The 20,511-nt window shown below is 65.9% G+C and carries 22 protein-coding genes; 13 read left to right on the top strand and 9 right to left on the bottom strand.

All coding sequences use genetic code 11. From position 1 onward, the window contains the following. Positions 1-82: 82 nt before the first annotated feature. From xerC to F468_RS14005, 6 genes are read right to left on the bottom strand one after another with little or no spacing between them, the layout of a single operon-like run. Positions 83-1,036, bottom strand: a complete 954-nt coding sequence (xerC, locus tag F468_RS0101445; protein ID WP_018139855.1) for a tyrosine recombinase XerC — start codon at positions 1,034-1,036, stop codon at positions 83-85. Continuing rightward, on the bottom strand, positions 1,008-1,745 hold the full coding sequence (locus F468_RS0101450) for a DUF484 family protein (RefSeq protein ID WP_018139856.1): 738 nt from the start codon (positions 1,743-1,745) through the stop codon (positions 1,008-1,010). Before F468_RS0101450 ends, xerC begins: the two co-directional genes overlap by 29 nt. Further along, a complete protein-coding gene (gene dapF / locus F468_RS0101455; protein WP_018175129.1) occupies positions 1,742-2,578 on the bottom strand; it encodes a diaminopimelate epimerase in 837 nt (278 codons plus the stop codon). The genes F468_RS0101450 and dapF overlap by 4 nt, the downstream gene beginning before the upstream one ends. Beyond that, a complete protein-coding gene (locus tag F468_RS0101460; RefSeq protein WP_018994488.1) occupies positions 2,578-3,252 on the bottom strand; it encodes a trans-aconitate 2-methyltransferase in 675 nt (224 codons plus the stop codon). The genes dapF and F468_RS0101460 overlap by 1 nt, the downstream gene beginning before the upstream one ends. Then, positions 3,249-4,538 (bottom strand): diaminopimelate decarboxylase, encoded by a 1,290-nt coding sequence (lysA, locus tag F468_RS0101465; RefSeq protein WP_018994489.1) that lies wholly within the window; start codon positions 4,536-4,538, stop codon positions 3,249-3,251. The genes F468_RS0101460 and lysA overlap by 4 nt, the downstream gene beginning before the upstream one ends. Next, positions 4,539-4,673, bottom strand: coding sequence for a lipoprotein (locus tag F468_RS14005; RefSeq protein ID WP_012981537.1), 135 nt, complete (start codon positions 4,671-4,673; stop codon positions 4,539-4,541). A gap of 312 nt (positions 4,674-4,985) precedes the next feature. Here F468_RS14005 and soxY point away from each other — a divergent pair, with 312 nt between their 5' ends. The 12 genes from soxY to F468_RS0101530 all read left to right on the top strand — a co-directional run bounded on the left by soxY (position 4,986) and on the right by F468_RS0101530 (position 13,490). Beyond that, positions 4,986-5,459 (top strand): thiosulfate oxidation carrier protein SoxY, encoded by a 474-nt coding sequence (gene soxY, locus F468_RS0101475; RefSeq protein WP_012981538.1) that lies wholly within the window; start codon positions 4,986-4,988, stop codon positions 5,457-5,459. 46 nt (positions 5,460-5,505) lie between these two features. Further along, the gene (gene soxZ, locus F468_RS13705; RefSeq protein ID WP_012981539.1) at positions 5,506-5,790 is read left to right on the top strand and encodes a thiosulfate oxidation carrier complex protein SoxZ; all 285 of its coding nucleotides are present in this window, start codon (positions 5,506-5,508) and stop codon (positions 5,788-5,790) included. A gap of 150 nt (positions 5,791-5,940) precedes the next feature. After that, complete coding sequence (hisB, locus tag F468_RS0101485) at positions 5,941-6,534, top strand: imidazoleglycerol-phosphate dehydratase HisB (RefSeq protein WP_018994490.1); 594 nt, start codon at positions 5,941-5,943, stop codon at positions 6,532-6,534. 15 nt (positions 6,535-6,549) lie between these two features. Continuing rightward, a complete protein-coding gene (gene hisH, locus F468_RS0101490) occupies positions 6,550-7,206 on the top strand; it encodes an imidazole glycerol phosphate synthase subunit HisH (protein ID WP_018139862.1) in 657 nt (218 codons plus the stop codon). A gap of 10 nt (positions 7,207-7,216) precedes the next feature. Continuing rightward, the gene (gene hisA, locus F468_RS0101495; RefSeq protein ID WP_012981542.1) at positions 7,217-7,948 is read left to right on the top strand and encodes a 1-(5-phosphoribosyl)-5-[(5-phosphoribosylamino)methylideneamino]imidazole-4-carboxamide isomerase; all 732 of its coding nucleotides are present in this window, start codon (positions 7,217-7,219) and stop codon (positions 7,946-7,948) included. Between the two features lies 1 nt (position 7,949). After that, positions 7,950-8,741, top strand: a complete 792-nt coding sequence (hisF, locus tag F468_RS0101500) for an imidazole glycerol phosphate synthase subunit HisF (protein WP_018994491.1) — start codon at positions 7,950-7,952, stop codon at positions 8,739-8,741. Continuing rightward, positions 8,741-9,118: a phosphoribosyl-ATP diphosphatase gene (locus F468_RS0101505; protein WP_018139864.1), complete on the top strand. Its 378-nt coding sequence runs from the start codon at positions 8,741-8,743 to the stop codon at positions 9,116-9,118. The genes hisF and F468_RS0101505 overlap by 1 nt, the downstream gene beginning before the upstream one ends. A gap of 73 nt (positions 9,119-9,191) precedes the next feature. Further along, on the top strand, positions 9,192-9,494 hold the full coding sequence (gene tatA / locus F468_RS0101510) for a twin-arginine translocase TatA/TatE family subunit (RefSeq protein ID WP_012981545.1): 303 nt from the start codon (positions 9,192-9,194) through the stop codon (positions 9,492-9,494). Between the two features lie 44 nt (positions 9,495-9,538). Beyond that, entirely contained in the window at positions 9,539-10,243 is a 705-nt protein-coding gene (tatB, locus tag F468_RS0101515; RefSeq protein WP_018994492.1) for a Sec-independent protein translocase protein TatB, read from the top strand. Further along, positions 10,240-11,436 (top strand): twin-arginine translocase subunit TatC, encoded by a 1,197-nt coding sequence (tatC, locus tag F468_RS0101520; protein WP_012981547.1) that lies wholly within the window; start codon positions 10,240-10,242, stop codon positions 11,434-11,436. Before tatB ends, tatC begins: the two co-directional genes overlap by 4 nt. A 138-nt stretch (positions 11,437-11,574) precedes the next feature. Beyond that, complete coding sequence (gpmI, locus tag F468_RS0101525) at positions 11,575-13,125, top strand: 2,3-bisphosphoglycerate-independent phosphoglycerate mutase (protein ID WP_018139866.1); 1,551 nt, start codon at positions 11,575-11,577, stop codon at positions 13,123-13,125. Positions 13,126-13,133: 8 nt separating this feature from the next. Then, a complete protein-coding gene (locus F468_RS0101530) occupies positions 13,134-13,490 on the top strand; it encodes a cupin domain-containing protein (RefSeq protein WP_018139867.1) in 357 nt (118 codons plus the stop codon). Between the two features lie 16 nt (positions 13,491-13,506). On the opposite strand, the gene F468_RS0101535 is transcribed toward F468_RS0101530, so the two are convergent. After that, a complete protein-coding gene (locus F468_RS0101535) occupies positions 13,507-15,195 on the bottom strand; it encodes a serine/threonine-protein kinase (RefSeq protein WP_012981550.1) in 1,689 nt (562 codons plus the stop codon). Between the two features lie 14 nt (positions 15,196-15,209). Beyond that, a complete protein-coding gene (locus tag F468_RS0101540; protein ID WP_012981551.1) occupies positions 15,210-15,743 on the bottom strand; it encodes an FHA domain-containing protein in 534 nt (177 codons plus the stop codon). A 131-nt stretch (positions 15,744-15,874) separates the two neighbouring features. Between F468_RS0101540 and F468_RS0101545 the strand changes: the two genes are divergently transcribed. Continuing rightward, positions 15,875-16,252 (top strand): DUF5362 family protein, encoded by a 378-nt coding sequence (locus F468_RS0101545; protein WP_018994493.1) that lies wholly within the window; start codon positions 15,875-15,877, stop codon positions 16,250-16,252. A 34-nt stretch (positions 16,253-16,286) separates the two neighbouring features. Here F468_RS0101545 and F468_RS0101550 read toward each other — a convergent pair whose 3' ends face one another. Continuing rightward, the gene (locus F468_RS0101550) at positions 16,287-20,318 is read right to left on the bottom strand and encodes an autotransporter outer membrane beta-barrel domain-containing protein (protein ID WP_026296483.1); all 4,032 of its coding nucleotides are present in this window, start codon (positions 20,316-20,318) and stop codon (positions 16,287-16,289) included. Positions 20,319-20,511 lie beyond the last annotated feature (193 nt).

The following is a 20,511-nucleotide window of genomic DNA, read 5'->3' on the forward strand; positions in this document are numbered from 1 at the left end:
GCCGACGTCCGAGGTTTTTGCGGTCCGGAAGCGGTTGGGTCCCGGTCGTTGCTGTTGGTTCCCCGCCCGGAGAAAGCTGGATTCAGCGTTTGCCTGGCGAACGGTCTCTCCGGGCACGCGGGTGGGCGGCATCATACACCTGTGCCAGGTGCTGATAGTCGAGATGGGTATAGATCTGGGTGGTTTCAAGGTTGGCGTGACCAAGAAGTTCCTGAATGGCTCGCAAATCGCCACTCGATTCCAGCAGGTGACTGGCGAAGGCATGGCGCAACCGGTGCGGATGCAGGCGCACGTCCAGCCCGGCGCGCCGGCCGGCCTCGGCCACGCGGCGCTGGACTGCGCGGTTGCCGATGCGGGCGCCGCGGCGGGTCACGAACAGGGCACGTTCCCCGGGCGCGGCCCAGTCCCCACGGCGCTCAAGCCAGCTGCGGATCGCATCACGCGCGACCCGCCCCACCGGGACGCTGCGCTCGCGCCGGCCCTTGCCGAGTACCCGCACCAGCCCGGTATCGAGGTCGAGATCCGTCAGGTCCAGCCCGGTCAGCTCGGACAGGCGCAGCCCGGAGGAGTACAGCAGCTCCAGCATGGCCTGGTCGCGGGCGGCCAGGGTCGGATCGAGGTCCTCGGCCGGGGTGAGGGCCTGTTGGGTCTGGTCGACGTCGAGATCGCGTGGCAGGGCGCGCCCCGCGCGCGGTCCGCGCAGGCCGGCGGCGGGGTTGGCCGGCATGCGGCGGTGCTCGACCTGAAAGGCGAAGAAGCCGCGCGCGGCGGACAGAAAGCGCTGGATGGAGCGCGGGTGGCGGCCCTGGCGGGCGAGCTGCCCGGCGATGCGGCGCATGTCCGCGGCCCGGAGATCGGCCCACGGGCCCGTGTGCAGGCCGCGCAGGCGGTTCAGGTCGCGCCGGTAGGCGTTGACGGTATGCGGTGAATGGCCGCGAACATCGCTTAAATGCCCGAGAAAGGCCGCGATATCCGCATCCTGCGGCGGGCTGGAATCAGTCGCCGCCTCAGGCGGCGGCGTGGGTCCGCTCGACATGGCAGCGGATCGATTCGGCCAGCAGGTCGCCGATATGGGTGACGAAATAGATGCCCATGTCGGGCTGGAAACGGTCCGGAGAGTCGCTGGCCAGGCCCAGCACCCCGATGCGGTCGGACTCGTCACCCAGTGGCATCAGGATCGCGGAACCGATGTCGTCGGCCGAATCGAACAGTACGTCCAGCATCTCGCCCGGCACACGGCCGCACTGGGCCTTGCCGCGCGCGAACAGCGGATCGAACGTGCTCAGCTCGCCGGACTCCAGGGCGTGCAGGTCGTCCACCTCGCGGTCGGCCAGGCGGATGCTGACGCGCTCGGCACCCAGCTCGTTGCGCAGGGCGTCCTGGGTCAGCGCCAGTACGGCATCCAGGTTTTCGGCGCGCATCAGGGTTTTGGCCAGTTCGTGCAGGTGCTGGCCCATGCGCTCGTTGTCGCGGGCGCGTTCGACCAGCTCGCCCATGTGCTGCTCCATCGCGCGGTGTTTCTCGCGCAGCAGGGCGACCTGGCGCTCCAGCAGCGACACCGCCCCGCCGGCCGGGTGTGGCAGGCGCAGGATGTCCAGCAGCGGCAGGTGGTCCTGGAAGAAATCCGGGTGATCGCGCAGATAGGCCTCGACGTCGGCCGCAGTAAGCGTTTTGTTGTTCTTGTCGTCCGTCGCCTGCGGCTTGGGGGTGTTTGCAGCAGAGGCGTTGGAGGATTGCCCAGTCATAGATCGATCCAGCCGTTGAAAACCGTGGTGGCCGGTCCGGTTAGCCAAACCGGGGCCTCGGCCTGTGCGTTCCAGCTTAGCACAAGGGTACCGCCCGGCAGCGAGACTTCAACCTCGTCGTCGACCAGGTTGCGGCGGCGCAGAATGGCCATCGCGGCGGCCGCGCCGCTGCCACAGGCCAGCGTCTCGCCGACCCCGCGCTCGAAGACCCGCAGGTTCACATGGCCGCGGTTGCGCAGCGCGGCAAAGCCGACATTCACGCGGCGTGGGAAGCACTCGTGCCGCTCGATCAGCGGCCCGACCTCGGCCACGGGCGCACTCGCGACGTCGTCGACCAGCAGCACGGCATGCGGGTTGCCCATGGACACCGCGCCCAGCGTGAGCGCATGGCCCTGCACGTCCAGGGTGTAGGCGTCGGCCTCGTGTTCGGCGACCAGCGGGATCTGTTCGGGCGTGAACACCGGCCGCCCCATGTTGACCCGCACGCGCTCGTCGTCCTCGACATGCAGCACGATGCGTCCGCCCAGGGTCTCGACCGGGATCTCGCGGGCCTCGGTCAGGCCCTGCTCCCGCACGAAGCGGGCGAAGCAGCGCGCACCGTTGCCGCACTGCTCCACCTCGGAGCCATCGGCGTTGAAGATGCGGTAGCGGAACAGGGCCTGCGTCGGGTCGCCCGGGGGCTCCACCAGCAGGATCTGGTCGCAGCCGATGCCGAAGTGGCGATCCGCCAGATGGCGCAGCGTCGCCTCGTCGAGCCGGACGGTCTGGCGCGTGCCGTCGATGACCACGAAGTCGTTGCCCAGCCCGTGCATCTTGGTGAATTCCAGGCGCATCAGGTGGCCTCCGGCAGCTGCCCGAAGATGACCATGTGCCGGTCCGAGGTGGCGCGGACGGTGAAGCCGTCGAGTCCGGCATCGGCCAGCTGCGCGCGCACCTCGTCGGGTGTGAAGGCGGCATGCAGGGAGTGTTCGAAGTCGCGGCGCAGCACGTCCGGGTCGTTGGCCGCGTACTGCGCGACCAGGGCCTTGAGCGTTTGCTCCGAGTCCGGGCGCCGCAGGTCCATCACGAACACGGCCGCGCCGGGCGCGCCATCGCGCACGATGGCCTGCCAAAGCACCGCGGGCTCATGCAGGTGATGCAGCAGGGAATTGCTGATGATCGCGGCGTACGGGGCGCGCGGGCCGCGCGCTTCGGGCAGGCAGCCCTCGGTCAGATGCACGCGCGGCGCGGCCGGGTGGCCGGCCATCAGCGCGTCACCGGCGGCCAGCATCGCGGGCGCGCCGTCGAGCCCGTCGACCTCGCAGGCCGGATAGCGTGCGGCGAAGCGCAGCGAGACATCGCCCGGCCCGCAGCCGAGGTCGAGCACGGGTCCGCTGACCGGGCCGGGGAAGGCCTCGGCGAAGGCGTCCACGAAGCCCTCGTGCGGCGCGGCGAAGTCGGCCTCGGCATAGGCGCGGGCCTGCGCAGGCTCCAGCATAAGCTCCGGTTCGGGGCGGCGCGGGATCATGGGTCCACGCTTCCGGGCGGATCGCTATCGTCCGGGTCTTGCGGCAGCATGCTCTCGCGCATCATCAGGTGATCGACCTGCTCGCGGCGGTTGATGATCTGGAAGTGGTCGCCGTCGACCATGATCTCCGGTGGGCGCGGGCGCGAGTTGTAGTTGCCCGCCATCACATAGCCGTAGGCCCCGGCCGAGCGCACGGCGAGCACGTCGCCCGCGGCCAGCGCCAGTTCGCGCTCGCGGCCGAGGAAGTCGCCGGTCTCGCAGACCGGGCCGACGATGTCGTAGGTGCGGGGCTCGGTGTCCTTGCGCCGCACGACCGGGATGATCTCCTGCCAGGCGCCGTACAGGGCCGGGCGCAGCAGGTCGTTCATCGCCCCGTCGACGATCGCGAAGTCGTGGGCCTCGGTGTGCTTGAGGTATTCCACCCGGGTCAGGAACACGCCGGCGTTGGCCGCGATCGCGCGCCCCGGTTCGAGCAGAACCTTTAGTGTGCGCTCGCCCATCACCTCGCGCAGGGCGCTGGCCCAGGCGTCCGGCTCCGGCGGCGTCTCGTCGCGGTAGCGCACGCCCAGTCCGCCGCCGACATCGATGTGTTCGAGTTCGATGCCGTCTGCGGCCAGCTGGTCGACCAGCGTCAGCACGCGTTTCAGGGCATCGGTGAACGGGTCGATCCGGGTCAGCTGCGAGCCGATGTGGAAATCGACGCCGGTGGCCTCCAGGTGCTGGCTGTCGCGTACCCGGGCATACAGCGCCGGCGCCTCCTCGATGGCAACGCCGAACTTGTTCTCGCGCAGGCCGGTGGCGATATAGGGATGGGTCTCGGCATCGACGTCCGGATTCACGCGGATCGAGACCGGTGCGGTCACGCCTATCTCGGCCGCAACGGACTCCAGCCGCTCCAGCTCCGGGGCGGACTCGACGTTGAAGCAATGGATGCCGACCTGGAGTGCCCGGCGCATCTCGGCCGCGGTCTTGCCGACGCCCGAGAACACGACCTTCGCCGGGTCGCCGCCGGCGCGCAGTACACGTTCCAGTTCGCCGCCGGAGACGATGTCGAAGCCGGCGCCCAGGCGCGCGAGCACGTTCAGCACCCCCAGCGCGGAGTTCGCCTTCACCGCGAAGCAGACCTGGTGCGGCGTGCCGATCAGGGCCTCGCTGAACGCGCGGTAGTGGCGCTCAAGGGTGGCGCGCGAATACACGTAGGCGGGCGTACCCACCAGCTGGGCGAGGTGGTCCAGCGCCACGCCTTCGGCATGCAGCGTGTTGCCGTGGTAGTCGAAGTAGTCCATTCAGCGGCGCTCCTCGGTTTCGTCGTCATCGGGCAGGTAGAGATCACCCTTCTGTCCGCAGGAGGCGAGCATCTGCATCGTGCCGAGCACGACCACGACCGCAATCAGGAGCCACTGGGCCTTGCATGAACGCATGTTCGTTCCGGGGTGTCGTTGCAATGAAGGGCAATAGTGTGCCATTGATACGGCGCTGGCTTCAGGTCCATCCGTTGTCATTCACCCGATTTTGAACCCTTGGTGATCTGTTCATCATCGATTCAGCGAACTTTGGGAGGATGAACCTGCCAGACCAGCAGAAGACCACTGAAGCTGGTCAGCGATGGAGCCCGACCCCAAGGAATAGATCCCCGGGGGTCGCCGTCCAAAGCAACAGGCGTAAACGCGGGCAACCGCTAAAACGCCGCCGGATAACCCGGAACTGACCCAAAAAGATGAGAGGAGATCTCCATGATTAGCACCAAGCGTCGTGTCTTCCTGAAAGGCACTCTCGCCGCCGGCACCGTCGGCGTGGCCGTTGGGGCTGGCCTGCTGGCTCCGAGCAAGCTGCTGGCCGCCTGGCCGTCCTCCACGTTCGAGGCCGAGGGCCTGGACGCCGCGATGGAAGCTGCGCTCGGCTCCACCGACATCCCGGATAGCGACGACATCGATCTGAGCGCCCCGGAAATCGCCGAGAACGGCGCCGTGGTCCCGGTTTCGATCGAAACCAGCCTGGACGACGTCACCGAGATCGCCCTGTTCGCCGAGGAAAACGACTTCGCCGCGACCGCCCACTACATCCTGGCCTCCGGCACCAAGCCGAAAGTGTCCAGCCGCATCCGTCTGGGTGAGTCCTCGAACGTCGTGGCCGCCGTGAAGTCTGGCGACAGCTGGTACAAGACGGTCCGCGAAGTGAAGGTCACGGTCGGTGGCTGCGGCGGTTAAGCCGCGCGCCCCAATCGCTGATCGAACCCTATTGGAGGAATAAGATATGTCTATTCGAGTTCGCGCCCAAGAAAGCAACGGCGTTGTTAACGTCCGCGCTCTGATGAGCCACGACATGCTGGTCCCGGATGATGATGGTGGTCCGCACTTCATCGAAACCGTGGAAATCAAGCGTAACGGCGAAGACGCCATTACCGCCTACTGGAACTTCACTGTCTCTCGTAACCCGTTCCTGCAGGTCGAGTTCGACGGTTCCGCCGGCGACACCGTGTCCGTCTCCTGGACGGACAACAAGGGCGAATCCGATTCGACCGAAGTCGAAGTCGGCTAAGGAAGCCTCGCTTCCTGACGTCCAGCCGGGGCCCTCGGGTCCCGGCTTTTTTTTGCCAATTGCATGGCAGGCGAGTGCCCCGATCCGGTGTGCGTACCGGGCCGTGGCCAGCCTTGCTACACTGAGCCTTTGTCGTCTTGAATCGGAATCATGACTGAACGTACTGCTAGCATCCGCCGCGACACCCTCGAGACCCAGATCACCGTCGAGCTCAACCTTGATGGCAAGGGCACAAGCCAGCTGGAGACCGGTGTCCCGTTCCTCGATCACATGCTCGACCAGGTGGCCCGCCACGGCATGGTCGATCTCTCGGTGCGTGCGCAGGGCGACCTGCATATCGACGCGCATCACACGGTCGAGGATGTCGGCATCACGCTCGGGCAGGCGCTGGCCAAGGCCTTGGGGGACAAGAAGGGCATCCGCCGCTACGGCCATGCCTACGTCCCGCTGGACGAGGCCCTGGCGCGGGTAGTGATCGATTTTTCAGGGCGCCCGGGGCTGGAGATGCACGCGGACTTTCGGCGTTCGCACATCGGCGAGTTCGATGTGGATCTCTTTCACGAGTTCTTCCAGGGGCTGGTCAACCACGCCTGGATGACCCTGCACATCGACAGTCTTCGCGGAGACAACGCGCACCACGTGGCCGAGACCATCTTCAAGGCCTTTGGGCGCGCGCTGCGCATGGCGGCCGAGGCCGACCCGCGCGCGCAGGGGGTTACCCCGTCGACCAAGGGCAGTCTTTAAAGGGATTTCCCGGCCATGGAAACAGTTGCCGTCATTGACTACGGCATGGGTAACCTGCACTCGGTCGTTCGCGCGCTCGAACACGAGTCCGGTGCCGGCCAGCGCATCCTGCTGACGGACGATCCCGACACCCTGCGTGAGGCCGATCGCCTGGTCTTCCCGGGGCAGGGGGCGGCCGGTGATGCGATGCGCGCGCTGGCCTCGCGGGGGCTCGATCGCCTGTTGCCCGAGCTGACTGCGGATCGGCCCTTCCTTGGCCTGTGCCTGGGGCAGCAGATCCTGATGCAGCACAGCGAAGAGAGCGGCGGGGTCGATCTTCTGGGCATACTGCCGGGGCGGGTCGCACGTTTCCCGGAATGCGATGGCCCGGACGGCCGGCGCCTGAAGATCCCGCACATGGGGTGGAACCGGGTCCTGCCGACGGGCGAGCACCCCCTGTGGCACGGCCTGCCCGAGACGCCGTGGTTCTATTTTGTACACAGCTATCGCGTGTTGCCGGAGAATGAGGCGGATATCGCCGGGCGCACCGATTATGGCGAGACCTTTGCCTCGGCACTGGCGCGCGGCTCGCTGTTCACCATGCAGTGCCACCCGGAGAAGAGCGCCGCCTGCGGGCTGCGCCTGTTGCATAACTTTCTGCGCTGGGACGGTGAGGGTCCCGGGGCTGCGTGAGGAGTCCAAGATGCTGGTCATTCCTGCAATCGATCTGAAGGAAGGCAAATGCGTGCGCCTGCGCCAGGGCAAGATGGAGGATTCCACCGTGTTCGGCGAAGACCCGGTCGAGATGGCGAAGCGCTGGGTGGATGCCGGGGCGGAGCGCCTGCACATCGTCGACCTGGATGGCGCCTTCGCGGGCCATCCGCGTAATGCCGAGGCCGTGCATGCGATCGCCGAGGCCTTCCCCGACCTGCCGATCCAGATCGGCGGCGGAATCCGCGACGAGGACACCGTGCAGGCCTATCTGGATGCCGGGGTGGAGTTCGTGATCATCGGCACCCGCGCGGTGAGCGCGCCGCACTTCGTCAATGACCTGTGCCTGGAGTTTCCCGGGCGCATTATCGTCGGGCTGGACGCGAAGGACGGCAAACTGGCGGTGGATGGCTGGTCGAAGCTGTCGCACCACGATGTGATTGATCTGGCCCAGCATTTCGAGGCCGATGGTGTGGTGGCCTTCGTCTATACCGATATCGCCCGCGACGGGATGATGAAGGGCCCCAATGTCGAGGCCACCGCCCGCCTGGCCAGCAACGTGCGCGTGCCGGTGATCGCCTCTGGCGGGATCAGCTCGCTGGATGACCTGCGCCAGCTCGCCGAGAACGAGGAAGAGGGCATCACGGGGGCCATCGTCGGACGCGCGCTGTACGAGGGCGCGTTCACGCTCGAAGAGGCGCGCAAGGCGGCGTCCGGGGGCTGAGATGCTGGCCAAGCGCATCATCCCCTGCCTGGATGTCGATGCCGGCCGCGTCGTCAAGGGCGTGAACTTTGTCGGCATCCGCGATGCCGGCGACCCGGTGGAGATCGCGCGGCGCTACAACGCGCAGGGCGCGGACGAGATCACCTTTCTCGATATCACGGCCTCCAGTGATGATCGCGACACCATCCTGCATGTGGTCGAGGAGGTCGCGCGCGAGGTCTTTATCCCGCTGACCGTGGGTGGCGGCGTGCGGGCGGTGGAGGATATCCGCCGCCTGCTGAATGCCGGGGCCGACAAGGTCTCTATTAATACCGCCGCCGTGCACCGCCCGGAGCTGGTGCGCGAGGCGGCCGACTGGGTCGGCAGCCAGTGCATCGTGGTCGCGATCGACGCCAAGCGCGTCAGCGCGGAAGGCGAGTCCCCTCGCTGGGAGGTGTTCACCCACGGTGGGCGCCACGAGACCGATCTGGAAGTCGTCGAGTGGGCGCAGCGGATGGAGTCCCTCGGGGCCGGCGAGATCCTGCTGACCAGCATGGACCGTGATGGCACCCGGATCGGGTTCGATCTGGAACTGACCCGGGCGGTCAGCGATGCGGTGGGTATCCCGGTCATTGCCTCCGGCGGCGTGGGCGAGTTGCAGCACCTGGTCGAGGGCGTGACCGAAGGCCATGCCGACGCAGTGCTGGCGGCCAGCATCTTCCATTTCGGTCAGCACACGGTGGGCGAGGCCAAGGACGCGATGGCCGCGGCAGGTGTGCCCGTACGGCCGAACGACGCCGGGGTGGCCGCCTGATGGCCGGGCGTGCGTCAGATGCCCTGGCGGGTGCCGAACTCCTGAGCGCGCTGGCCGAGGTGATCGAACAGCGGCGCCAGGCCGACCCGGAGCAGTCCTACGTGGCGAAGCTGCACGCCCGGGGGCTCGACGAAATGCTGAAGAAGCTCGGCGAGGAGTCGGCGGAGACCATTATCGCCGGCAAGAACGACGACAGCGACGCGCTGGTGTCGGAGATGGCGGACCTGTGGTTTCATAGCCTGATTGTGCTCGCGGCCCGGGGCCGCCACCCCGACGACGTCCTCGACGAGCTGGCTCGGCGCTTCGGGTTGTCCGGTATCGCGGAAAAGGCCGCGCGCCGGGCCAGTGGGCAGCGCTCTGATAAAAACGATAAATAAAACGCTGCGTATTGATTATGGGCCTGGCGCCGTTCAGGCTTATCCCAAAGTTGAATGATCTTGGAGAGAGTCCATGGGTATTGGTGGCATCAGCATCTGGCAACTTCTTATTATCCTGCTCATCGTCGTGCTGCTGTTCGGCACGAAGAAACTGCGCAACATGGGCGGTGACGTCGGCTCCGCGCTGAAGAACTTCCGTCAGGCGGTCAAGGACCCGGACGGCCAGAACAAGCAGGATGACAACGCGGAAGGCCAGGATGGCGAGACCCCTGAGGTCGAGGACCAGACCGGCGACAAGGGGCGTGTGGTCGACGGCGAGGTGAAGAACAGCTCGGAGCAGGAAACCGAGACCTCGCAGTCGGACAAGAAATCCTGATCCGCGCCCCGCGCGGAACGGCCGGACTCGGGCGGCGCTAGCGCATGTTCGACATCGGTTTCTGGGAGATCATCATCATCGTGCTGGTCGCGCTCCTGGTCGTCGGACCGGAGCGGCTGCCCGGCCTTGCGCGCGAGATCGGCCGCTGGGTGGGCAAGACCCGGCGTTTCGTGCACAGCGTGCGTTCGGATTTCGAGCAGGAACTACAGACCGACGAGCTGCGCAAGATGCTCCAGAGCCAGGAGCGCGAGATCCGTCAGCTCAAGGGCACCATGGAGGAGACCGAGAAGGATCTCCGCGAGGACATCGAGGAAACCGAAAAGGATCTGCGCGAGGACATCGAGGGGAAGCCCGCCGCCCGCAAGGGCCTGACGCAGGACCACCTGAAGGCCCTGGACGACAAGCGCGCTGCAACGGATAAACAGACGAAGAAGCCGGCCGTGCGTGAGCGCCGCCCGGCGGATGCGGACGACGCCCAGGACGAGGCCGATCCCGAGCAGGCTGAAGTGCGTCGGGTGCCGACCCGCTCGGGTATAGACGGCAACCTGATGACCGACGACCCGGCGCTGGAAGCCGAACGCAAGGCACGCGCTGGAGAGGCGGATCGACCCAAGCGCAAGAAGCCGGCTGTGCGCCCGCGTCGCACCGCGAAGTCGGATACCCCCGAGTCCGCGGACCGCCAGGATGCCGCCCCGGACCTGTCAAGCGACTCCACTCACGACGACCAGGCCCCCGACAAGCACTCATGAGCAAGACCAAGCCGGAGGTCGAACCGAGTCCGGAGGCCACCGAAACCCTGCTCACGCACCTGATCGAGCTGCGTGATCGTGTCCTCAGGATGTTCATCGCCATTCTGGTGGTGTTCCTGGTGCTGTTCCCGTTCGCCAACCCGATATACACGTGGCTGGCGGATCCGCTGATGCAGCACCTGCCGGAAGGCACCAGCATGATCGCGATCGACGTCGCCGCGCCGTTCCTGATCCCGTTCAAGCTGGTCCTGCTGTTGGCGGTGGTGATCAGCATCCCGTACCTGCTCTATCAGGTCTGGTCGTTTGTTGCGCCGGGGCTGTACAGCCACGAAAAGAACATGGCCCTTCCGCTGGTGGCCTCGTCCACCATCCTGTTCTACCTCGGGATGGCCTTCGCGTATTTCGTGGTTTTTCCGCTGATCTTCGCCTTCTTCACCGCGACCGCCCCCGAGGGGGTCTCGGTGATGACCGACATCTCGCGCTATCTCTCGTTCGTGATCATGCTGTTCATCGCGTTCGGCATCGCATTCGAGGTGCCGGTGGCGACGATTCTTCTGGTCTCGCTGGGGGCGACCACACCCGACAAGCTGGCCAAGAAGCGCCCCTACGTGATCGTGGGGGTGTTCCTGATCGGCATGGTGCTCACGCCGCCGGATATCATCTCGCAGACGCTGCTGGCCTTGCCGATGTGGCTGCTGTTCGAGATTGGCCTGATCCTCTCGCGCATCATGGAGCGCAAGAAGGCCGAGAAGCGTCGCGCGCAAGGGGGCGATGAGCCCGATGACCTGAGCGATGACTCCGGCGATGGGCCCGACGACCCGGACGGTGGGCCTGGTGGTGGCGGCAAGGGTGCGTCTGGCACCTCTAGCCGCAAGGCCGCAGCCGCCACGGCCACGGCTGGAGCGGCCAGCTCCAGCTCCAGCGCCGGGGCTCGGGAGACCCCGGCCTCCGCGCGCGCGGGCTACACCCCGATGACCGACGAGGAGATGGATGCCGAACTCGACCGCATCGAGGCGGAACAGGCCGAGCTCCAGCGCCAGAAAGAGGCGCGCAAGTCCTCGGAATCGCAGACGGACGAAACTCCAGGCACCGATCTGTCGCAAGATGACACGCCTCAGGAACCTGCCCGTGACGATGCCCGGGCCGACGAGGGGCCCTCGCAGGAAGACTATGACGAGGGGCGTTTTCGCTAGGAAACATTGATCGGTGTTTCCCGGTAGACGCTGACTGTTTCACACGCCAGCGTCTACTGGATCCCCGCGGTGTCCATCTGCGCATTGGAACTTGCTAAAATGCCCGGATAACCCATTGACCCAGGTAATGAACCCGCGATGGCCGACCCGCGTCCGACCCCCCGCCGCCCCGTCCTGCTGATCGTTATGGACGGGGTCGGAGTAAACCCCTCCAAGGTGAACAACGCCTACGCCGAGGCCAACACGCCGCGCCTTGACGAGTACCTGTCTACCCATGCGCATACCACGCTGGATGCCTGTGGCCGCGCCGTTGGCCTGCCGGATGGCCAGATGGGCAACTCCGAGGTGGGCCATTTGACCCTGGGTGCGGGGACCGTGATCAACCAGGATCTGGTGCGCATCGACGACTCCATCGCCGATGGCAGTTTTTACGAGAACGACGCCCTGGTCAGTGCCGCCCGCGCGGCCGCGAATAATGACCTGCCGCTGCACCTGATTGGCCTGGTGTCCGATGGTGGCGTTCATTCGCATATCCGCCACCTGCGCGCGCTGGTCGAGATCTGCCAGCGCGAAGGCGCCCGGCCGATGGTGCACATGATCACCGACGGTCGCGACACGGCCCCGCGTTCCGCGCTCAACTACCTCGACCCGCTGGAAGAGGAGCTGGCCAGCGCCGGCGGCGCCATTGCCACGGTATGCGGTCGTTATTACGCCATGGATCGCGACAAGCGCTGGAGCCGCACCGAAAAGGCCTTCCGCGCGATTGCCTACGCCGAGGGCGAGCCCGCAGGGTCGGCGCGCGAGGCCATCGAGGCCGCCTACGCCGCCGGCGAGGACGACGAGTTCATCAATCCCCGCATCATCAACGGCGGTGCCCCGCTCGGGCAGGACGCGGTCTGCGTGCTGTTCAACTTCCGCAACGACCGGCCGCGTCAACTGACGGCCGCGCTGGGGCTGGACGACTTCGACGGCTTTGACCGTGGTGAATTCCGCCCGGTGGCCGAGACCTGTCTGACCGAGTACGACCCGCGCTTCCTGTCGCCGATCGCCTTCCCGCCCGAGCGCCCCTCGACCACCCTGGGGAGCACGATCGCCTCTGCCGGTATCCCGCAGTTCCACTGCGCGGAGACCGAGAAGTACGCCCACGTCACCTTTTTCTTCAATGGCGGGAAGGAAGAGCCCTACGCCGGAGAACAGCGCGTGATGGTGCCCTCGCCGCCAGTGGATACCTACGACGAACAGCCGGAGATGAGCGCGGTTGAGGTGGCCGACGAGACCATCAAAGCCATGGAAGGCGGGCGCTACGGGTTCATCCTGGTGAACTTTGCCAATGGCGACATGGTGGGCCACACGGCCAAGCGCGAGGCCCTGCTCCAGGCGGTCGAGGTGCTGGATCGCGAGGTCGGACGCGTGCTGGATGCCGCGAAGGATGCGGGTTATTCCGTGATCGTGACCGCTGACCACGGCAACTGCGACGAGTACATCGACCCGGTGACCGGCGACCCGCACACCCAGCACACGATCTACCCGGTGATGTGCATGATTACCGACTCGCAGCGCTGGCGTCTGCGTACCGGCGGCGGTCTGGCCGATGTGGCCCCGACGGTGCTGGAATTGATGGGGGTACCCAAGCCCGCCGCAATGGGTGGCTGCAGCCTGTTGCTCGAGGAAGTCCCCGAGCCGGCATGAGGCCGATCATGTATACGCGCTACGACGACATCCCGGCCTATGACACCAAGGACGGCTCCGAAATCCGCGAGCTGATGCACCCGGATTCCCATGGCAATGCGGCCCAGAGCCTCGCCGAGGCAGTGGTCGCCCCGGGCGCGACCACGCACCTGCATCGCCATGCGCAGACCGAGGAGCTCTACCACATCACCCGCGGGCGCGGAGAGATGCGGCTCGGGGGGGAGACCTTCGAGGTGACGGTCGGGGATACCGTCTGCATCCACCCCGGTACCCCGCATAACATCCGCAATACCGGGACCGAGCCGCTGCATATCCTGTGCAGTTGCGCGCCACCCTATTCGCACGGCGACACCGAGCTCTTGTAGCCGGGGCTCGGCTTGCTCAGGCGGGGGGCGTCCGTTCCGGGCGGTCCGCCTCCGTATCCTCCTCCAGTATCAGCGTCCGCTCGCTGTCGGATTCCGCTTGCGGGGCTTGCTGTTGGGGTGCCGGGCGCTGCTTCATGCGCGCCTCCAGCGAGTCCGCCATCGCGTTGTAGGCGGCATATACCCGTTCGAAATCATCGCGTCGCCGGGCGCGGATGCGCGTGTCCAGCCGGCCTTGTCCGATCTGATCGAGGGCCCCGCGCAGAGTGTCCAGTGGCGCCTGCAGCCGTCGTGCGAGTACGTAAGCACCCAGCGAAACGGCGAGCAACGTCACCAACGCGAGCAGCGTCAGGGCCAGCAGTGTGGTCTGATTGGCGGCACGCAGCGAGCGGGTCGAGAGGCCCACCTGCAGCCGCCCGATCTCGATCTCCTGAAAGCGCACGGGTGCCTCGAACAGGAACATCTCGCGCCCGTCCGGGTCCTCCAGAGACCAGATCGCCTGGCCCCCGCGACGGGTCAGCAGGTGCTCCTCCGGGGGCGATTCAAATGGGCTGCCAAGCGATGCGCGATCGCTGCTCGCCACCACGCGCCCCTGGTGGTCCGCCACGCTCAATAGCGCGATCTCGCGATTGTCCTGCATGTCCTGCAGCCGCCCCTGTACGGCGATGGTGTCCTCCAGCAGCAGGTCCTCCGCGCTCTCCACCGAGATGATCTGCGCCAGCGTGGACCCGTAGTCGAAGGCCAGGTCCGTGATCACCTCGTTCTGTTTTTTCTGCACCAGGGCGCCGGCGGCTGCCAGCGTGATGGCCACGGTCGCTCCGAGGATTGCCGGCCAGCGCCACCGCAGCGGGATGATCCGCCGTCCGGCGCCGGCGCGTTCGCGTTCCATGCGCTCTTCGTCGATCCGTTGCAGCTCTACTAGCAGCTCTCCGGCTGACTGGTAGCGCTGGTCCGGTTGTTTCTCCAGCAGCCGTTCGACCAGCTCGATCAGCTCCGGGGGGCAATCCCGGACGATCGGGCGCAAGGGCGGTGGCGGGTCGCGCACCACTCGGGTCAGCAGCCCTTCGACCTCGTGCCCGCGAAAGGGTGTCGAGCCGGTGAGCAGTTCATACAGGACGACCCCCACCGAGTAGAGGTCCGCTCGGGCGTCGGTGGACAGGCCACGAATCTGTTCCGGAGCCATGTAGTGGGGCGAGCCGGCGACGTAGCCATCCGAATCGGCCCGCCAGGCAGGATCATTCAGGGTCTGGGCGATGCCGAAGTCCATCACCTTGATGTTCACCGTGGCGCTGGTGACGATGATGTTCTCCGGCTTGATATCGCGATGCACCACACCATTGCGGTGGGCGTAATCGAGCGCCTCGGTCAGCTGGATCGCGATCTTGAGTACGTTGCGCAATAGCAGCGGGCGGAACTGCTCGGCGAAGGCGGCGAGCGTAATCCCGTCCAGCAGTTCCATCGCGATAAACGGGCGGTCCCCGGATTCGCCGACGTCGAAGATCGTCACGATCCCCGGGTGGGTCAGTGTGCCGGCTGCGCGCGCCTCCACCAGAAACCGGCGGCGATACTCGGGCCGGCGTGCGTAGTCATCCTGCAGGCACTTGATCGCAAGTTCGCGGCGAATCTCCGGGTCGAAGCCGCGATAGATTACGGCCATCGCCCCGCGACCGATCTCCTCGCCTACGCCATAGCGACCGATGCGCTGCACGCCGGACGGCTCGTTCAGGTGTTTTCGAGCAGGATGCGCGCGACCGCGGCGAGCACCAGAATCGCCACTGCCACGCCGATCCAGCGCCAGGAGGACCGCCGGACGCCACCGACGGGCACGGCCTCGGAGCCGTCATCCCGGCGCCGGAAGATGAACTCCGCGCGCCCGAAACGGACATGGTCGCCGTCATTCAGCGTGGCCTCGTGCACCTTGCGCTCGTTCACCCAGGTGCCGTTCGTCGAGAGAAGGTTGACCACGCGGCAGGCCCCGCCGTCGTTGACCAGCCAGGCGTGTTGCGACGAGACACTGCCTTCCTGCAGCACGATGTCATTGTCGCCCTGTCGGCCGACGGACTGCTTGCCGGGTTTGAGGGTCAGGCGTTGCTGGCGGAAGGGTTCGGCGACGCCCACCAGGACGGGGTGTCCACCGGGGGGCGTTCGCGACTGCTCTGCGGTGGCTTCCGTCTCGGGCAAAGTCGCGCCCTGGAACAGCATGGTCCCTTGCGGCCCACTACGCTCGCGTTCACTGTCTCGTCCCTGATCGCTCATGCGGCCTCCATTGCGCAGCTGCGGTGTACCGCCCGAGTATGCCTTTCGCCCCAATGGCGAACAATGCACGGTGCCCCGGTCAGGCTGCTATGCTCGGAACCGTTCCCAACCCAACGGACAGGAGTATTCGCATGGAAGCAGAATCGACAGGCAACCCGCAGCTTCGCGAACTGATCGAACCACTGGTGCGCGGCAAGTTCTGGATGCAGCTGATCGGTATCATGCTGGTCATCTCGGGCGTGCTCACTGCCCTGTCCATTGTCGGCATCCTGATTGCCTGGATCCCGATCTGGGCCGGGGTGGTGCTGATGCAGGCGGCGGGCGCCTCGCAGCGCGCCTTCGACAGCGCCGACCCGCTGGAGATCAAGTACGCACTAAGCCGACTGCGCATCTACTTCACCATCTTCGGCGTGCTGCTGCTGATCTACCTGGCCCTGATGATCGTCGGCATGCTGTTCGGCATTGGCGCTGGCATGATGGGCCTCGGCGCCATGGGCGAACACATGTAGGTGCGCAGCAGGCCCCCGGTCATTTGGTCGGCGGCTAGAACGGGATCTGCACCCGCATCCCGATGGCGTGATCCGTCATGTTGTTGGAGAAGCGGCCGCGGTAGTCCACGCGAACCGAACCGGAGTCCCCAGCGAGAATTTCCAGACCAGCGCCCATGTCCGCCACTGTGCGGTCACGGCTTCGGCTGATTCGAAACGAATCGCCGCCCCCCTGGAACGAGGCTGTAAGTTGGGTCTCGTCCGAGGTATACCGAGTGGCGCCCGCCGAGAGATAGGGGCGTACAAGTGTGTCATTTCCGGTCTCGAATTCGGTACCCCAGCGTGTACCCAGCGCGATACTGCCGGCGCGGTCGCGCTCGCTGTCCACGTCCAGTGCCTCGGGCCCACCGCTTTCGGAGAATCCACCCAGGCGGACCTGCCGGTAGCCAAGCCCGGCATAGGGCTTGAGGTAGGACCCACCTAGATCGATCTCGTACTGCGCATGGAGGTCGATCCCCAGGTGGCGTACGCGATAGTCGGCAGTGAGTTCGGATGGTTCGCCGGTGAAGTCGACGACGCGCGTGCTGTCATGCCAGCCGTAACCGCCCGACACTGACCCAGAAACCATCCACGGCCCTGGAGCATATTTGAGTACAGCGCCGGCATGCATGCGGTCCACTTCTGTCTGCGCGCCGGAATCCGACTGTACATCGCCGCGTTCGAATCCCACTCCGCCTCCGAGATGCCAGTCGTTGGCAAGTGCGCGTTGCACGCCGGTGGATACCGAGATGCTGTTTTCCTCGAATCCAGCCTGGCGCGAGGTGGAATCCTGGTCCAGATTCCGCCGTCCGAGCCGTACCCAGGCGCACTCGCCCTGGCGCACATGGACATGTGCGCCGGAGTCCACGCTGCAGCTAAGCAGGTCACTGGCGAACACGCCGGCCGCGTGGGTCGCGCTGGCGGCGCTGTTCATATGGGGCTCGGGGCTGAGCTGTTCGTAGGCCTGTGCCAATTCGGCAACATCCGAGACAGAGAGCAGGGCGCCGAACACGGTGTCGAGGTCTCCTGTTGACCCCGTCGCCCACAGCCCTTCGATAACCCCGTGCACGGACTGCTGGTTGGAGTTCAGTCCGGTTACCGTTTCGGGGATGTCGATTTCCGCGCTCAGGCCCAGCTCGCTGGCCGAGGAGAAGTCCAGTTTGTAGTCCACGAAGAGCGTATCTTGAACATTCATCCCCTCGTCCGTGACCCCGCCCGTTGCCGCGGCGATGGTGAAGCTTCCGGAATCGTCCGGAACCAGGATTCGGGGGACGACCTCGCCATTCAGGGAGGCGGTTCCGGAGATATCCAGGAAATCGGAATCGCCGGAAACCATGTCCAGGGAAACCTGATAGCGCCCAGTAGCGGTGTTGGTCCAGTCACCGGCGACCTGGGTGGTCACGATCCGATTTGTGCCACCCGGGTTGAGCCAACCGCGGTTCTCCAGCGTGCCGCCGTTTAGGTCGACGATGGCCTCGCTCTCGAACCGGCCGGCCTCCTGATTGAACAGGGCGTTACTGCCAGTTCCGAGGTCCACGTCCCCTGCCAGCAACCCCGTGTTGTAAATCGTGTCGTCGCCATCACCACCGAGTACGGCGCGCCGCGACATCGAGGTCAGCACCCCGTCGTTCCAGACCGTGTTGCTGCCCGACCCCTCGAGTTGTAGCCCATAGTATCCCGGCCCCCCGATCACCGACCCATCCGTGATCCGTACCTCGATATCGCGCGCCGACCCGCCGTCGCTGATGGCATGGATCGCCTGTTGCCCGGCCCGGATGTGGCCGGAGCTCAGGACAGACACGGCAGTCGCGGAATCCGACACCCCGCTGATCGAGGAATGGGCGACGATACCTCGGCCGTCCGCGTCAATCTCGCCGTGGTGTTCCACCCGGACCCGCGCGACCTCCACTGCATCGATCACCATGATCCCGGCCCGGTGATTGGATTGATCGACCGATATGTCGTTTATGGCCTCCCCATCGGGCTCGCCGCCTGCGCCGTCTCCTGCTTCCTGCATCTCATCGGTATTGGCCTGATTGACATGCTCCTTCTGGACGACCTCGGCGTTCGCACGCGCCACGATGCCGTCACCCCCGGCACGGATGTCCCCGTGATTCGAAACTTTCGTGCTGGCCAGCGATCCCCCGGATATCAGGAGGATCTGCTCGCTTTCGTTCTCTTGACCCAACCGATGGTGGTATTCGGCGGAGCCTCCGGCTCCTCCGTCACCATCGTTGCCGTCCGACCCGATGCCTCCTTCGCCTCCGTCTCCGCCCACAAGTCTGGTTTCGACTTCTGCCGAGTTGGTCTGATCGAGAATCTGTACCTGTACCAGTGACACCCCACTTTCGGCGGTGATGCCGCGGCCGCCGGCAAACACGCGACCGGAGTTCTCCACTTCGACTTCGGCAAGACGGCTATGCGACAACAACACGATCTGGCCTGCCTCGTTGGATTGCGACCAGATGAGCTCTGCCAGAGTGTCCCCACCATCCGCACCGGCGCCACCGTCGACATCCCCGGCGCCTCCGGCACCAGCATCGCCCGCGGTCGCGTCAAACGCATCCATTGCCTGATTGGCCTGCTCCCCTTCCTGCACCTGTACGATGTCGGTAGAGACGCGTGCGACGATGCCGCCCCCTCCCGCCTGGACCGATCCCGCGTTGCGTACCTCGGCCTGGCCGATACGCGAATCAGTCAGTACAAGGGTTTGAGCCAGCTCGTTGGACTGATTCAGGCGCAGCTCTGCCAGCGCATTGCCCCCGGCGCCACCGTCTGCACCCGTGTCTGGATCGCCGGCACCACCGTCACCGCCCGACCCGGCCACCGAGCTGGCGTCGCCTGTCACGTCGTTGATCTGTTCGACCTGTTGCACCTGGACCCGGCTCGCATCGACCTCTAGGGCCAGCCCGTATCCTTCTGCGGATACGCTTCCGGTATTGTGGATCCTTCCATGGCCCACGCTGGTCGCGGTCGCGATGTCGGTCTGGCTGGCCTCGCTCGATTGCTCAACATACCGAGTGGAAAGGGCAAGACCGCCAGGCGTGCCCGTGCTGCCCGAATCATCCACCTCGCCCGAGGGCGCGCTCAGTTCGGCCGTGCCCTGCCAGGTATTTTCCTGGATGGCATCCATGATCTGAGTGTCGGGGGTGGTCAGGATTGCTGCGACTCCGTGATCGCCGCTGGTTATATCGCCGTGGTTCTCGATCGCAAGTTCGCCCAACCGAGAATCCGCGGCCACATGGGTCTGGCCCAGCTCGTTGGCCTGCTCGACTGAGACATCACCCAGGATCACTCCCGAGCCGTCCCCGGTGATTTCGGTGCCCGTTCCCACGAAGTCCTGCCCCGAAGTATTGACCTGGTCCGTGTCGAAGACCTGGACCCGAGACGCCGAATGGTCGGCGCGCAGTCCGGCACCTCCGGCCGTTATACGGCCCTTATTCACCAGGCGGGAGCGCCCGACCGTGCTTTCCGACACCACCCGGTGCTGCCTCAGGGTATTTCGCTGCAGGCTGGACTGAATGCCTGCAGAGAGGCTGTTCTCGCCCGCCTCGGCCTGCGCTTCGAGTTCCGCAACGTTGACCTGACCGGCGCCCTGCGTCTGCAGGGCCCGTGCGCGGGAGATCAGCCGCAGGCCGTCGTCACCCGCTACGGCATGCCCGGTGTTTTCCAGGGACGTCCAGCCGGCTTGGCTTTGCACGACCATCAGGTCGCGTTCAATGTGGTTTTCCTGATCCACGTCCTGAATGACCAGCGCCGTCGCATCCACCTCGGACACGGTGGATGCCATCCCCACCATGAAGGCCGCGTTCTCTTGCTGGGGCTCGTGGTCCTCCTGCGACTCGATCCAGTCGTGCACGAGCTCGATGCCTGTGGCTTCACGGGTGAGAGGCAGGCTGTTGCGGCGGGTCAGCCACCCCTCCGACTGTTCGACGATCCGGGCTTCCATCCGGTCATCGTTAATCTGGAGGACCATCTCGATCGTCTCGTCATCGGCATGCAGTGGGGCTGCGATACTGGCACCAAGCGCGGCAGCAACCGCAAGCACGAGCGTCCGGGGCTGCGGGTAAGCGCCAAGGACTCGCTGAAATGATGTCCGACAACATGCGAACCCTTGTTCGGAAATGACGCGCATGCTGGTCCCCCTATTTGTGACAGTCGGCCCGGCCCGCTTGAGGCGGGTTCTCGAGCCTACAAGTCCCATAAATAGGTATTCGAGTGAAAGGTGACGCGTGAGTCCG

The organism is Thioalkalivibrio sp. ALJ2, from assembly GCF_000378325.1.
In the GTDB taxonomy this organism is placed as follows: domain Bacteria; phylum Pseudomonadota; class Gammaproteobacteria; order Ectothiorhodospirales; family Ectothiorhodospiraceae; genus Thioalkalivibrio.

Coding starts and splice junctions, on each gene's coding strand:
- xerC (WP_018139855.1), bottom strand. CDS start 1,036: ATGTCGAGCGGACCCACGCCGCCGCCTGAGGCGGCGACTGATTCCAGC.
- F468_RS0101450 (WP_018139856.1), bottom strand. CDS start 1,745: ATGACTGGGCAATCCTCCAACGCCTCTGCTGCAAACACCCCCAAGCCG.
- dapF (WP_018175129.1), bottom strand. CDS start 2,578: ATGCGCCTGGAATTCACCAAGATGCACGGGCTGGGCAACGACTTCGTG.
- F468_RS0101460 (WP_018994488.1), bottom strand. CDS start 3,252: ATGATCCCGCGCCGCCCCGAACCGGAGCTTATGCTGGAGCCTGCGCAG.
- lysA (WP_018994489.1), bottom strand. CDS start 4,538: ATGGACTACTTCGACTACCACGGCAACACGCTGCATGCCGAAGGCGTG.
- F468_RS14005 (WP_012981537.1), bottom strand. CDS start 4,673: ATGCGTTCATGCAAGGCCCAGTGGCTCCTGATTGCGGTCGTGGTCGTG.
- soxY (WP_012981538.1), top strand. CDS start 4,986: ATGATTAGCACCAAGCGTCGTGTCTTCCTGAAAGGCACTCTCGCCGCC.
- soxZ (WP_012981539.1), top strand. CDS start 5,506: ATGTCTATTCGAGTTCGCGCCCAAGAAAGCAACGGCGTTGTTAACGTC.
- hisB (WP_018994490.1), top strand. CDS start 5,941: ATGACTGAACGTACTGCTAGCATCCGCCGCGACACCCTCGAGACCCAG.
- hisH (WP_018139862.1), top strand. CDS start 6,550: ATGGAAACAGTTGCCGTCATTGACTACGGCATGGGTAACCTGCACTCG.
- hisA (WP_012981542.1), top strand. CDS start 7,217: ATGCTGGTCATTCCTGCAATCGATCTGAAGGAAGGCAAATGCGTGCGC.
- hisF (WP_018994491.1), top strand. CDS start 7,950: ATGCTGGCCAAGCGCATCATCCCCTGCCTGGATGTCGATGCCGGCCGC.
- F468_RS0101505 (WP_018139864.1), top strand. CDS start 8,741: ATGGCCGGGCGTGCGTCAGATGCCCTGGCGGGTGCCGAACTCCTGAGC.
- tatA (WP_012981545.1), top strand. CDS start 9,192: ATGGGTATTGGTGGCATCAGCATCTGGCAACTTCTTATTATCCTGCTC.
- tatB (WP_018994492.1), top strand. CDS start 9,539: ATGTTCGACATCGGTTTCTGGGAGATCATCATCATCGTGCTGGTCGCG.
- tatC (WP_012981547.1), top strand. CDS start 10,240: ATGAGCAAGACCAAGCCGGAGGTCGAACCGAGTCCGGAGGCCACCGAA.
- gpmI (WP_018139866.1), top strand. CDS start 11,575: ATGGCCGACCCGCGTCCGACCCCCCGCCGCCCCGTCCTGCTGATCGTT.
- F468_RS0101530 (WP_018139867.1), top strand. CDS start 13,134: ATGTATACGCGCTACGACGACATCCCGGCCTATGACACCAAGGACGGC.
- F468_RS0101540 (WP_012981551.1), bottom strand. CDS start 15,743: ATGAGCGATCAGGGACGAGACAGTGAACGCGAGCGTAGTGGGCCGCAA.
- F468_RS0101545 (WP_018994493.1), top strand. CDS start 15,875: ATGGAAGCAGAATCGACAGGCAACCCGCAGCTTCGCGAACTGATCGAA.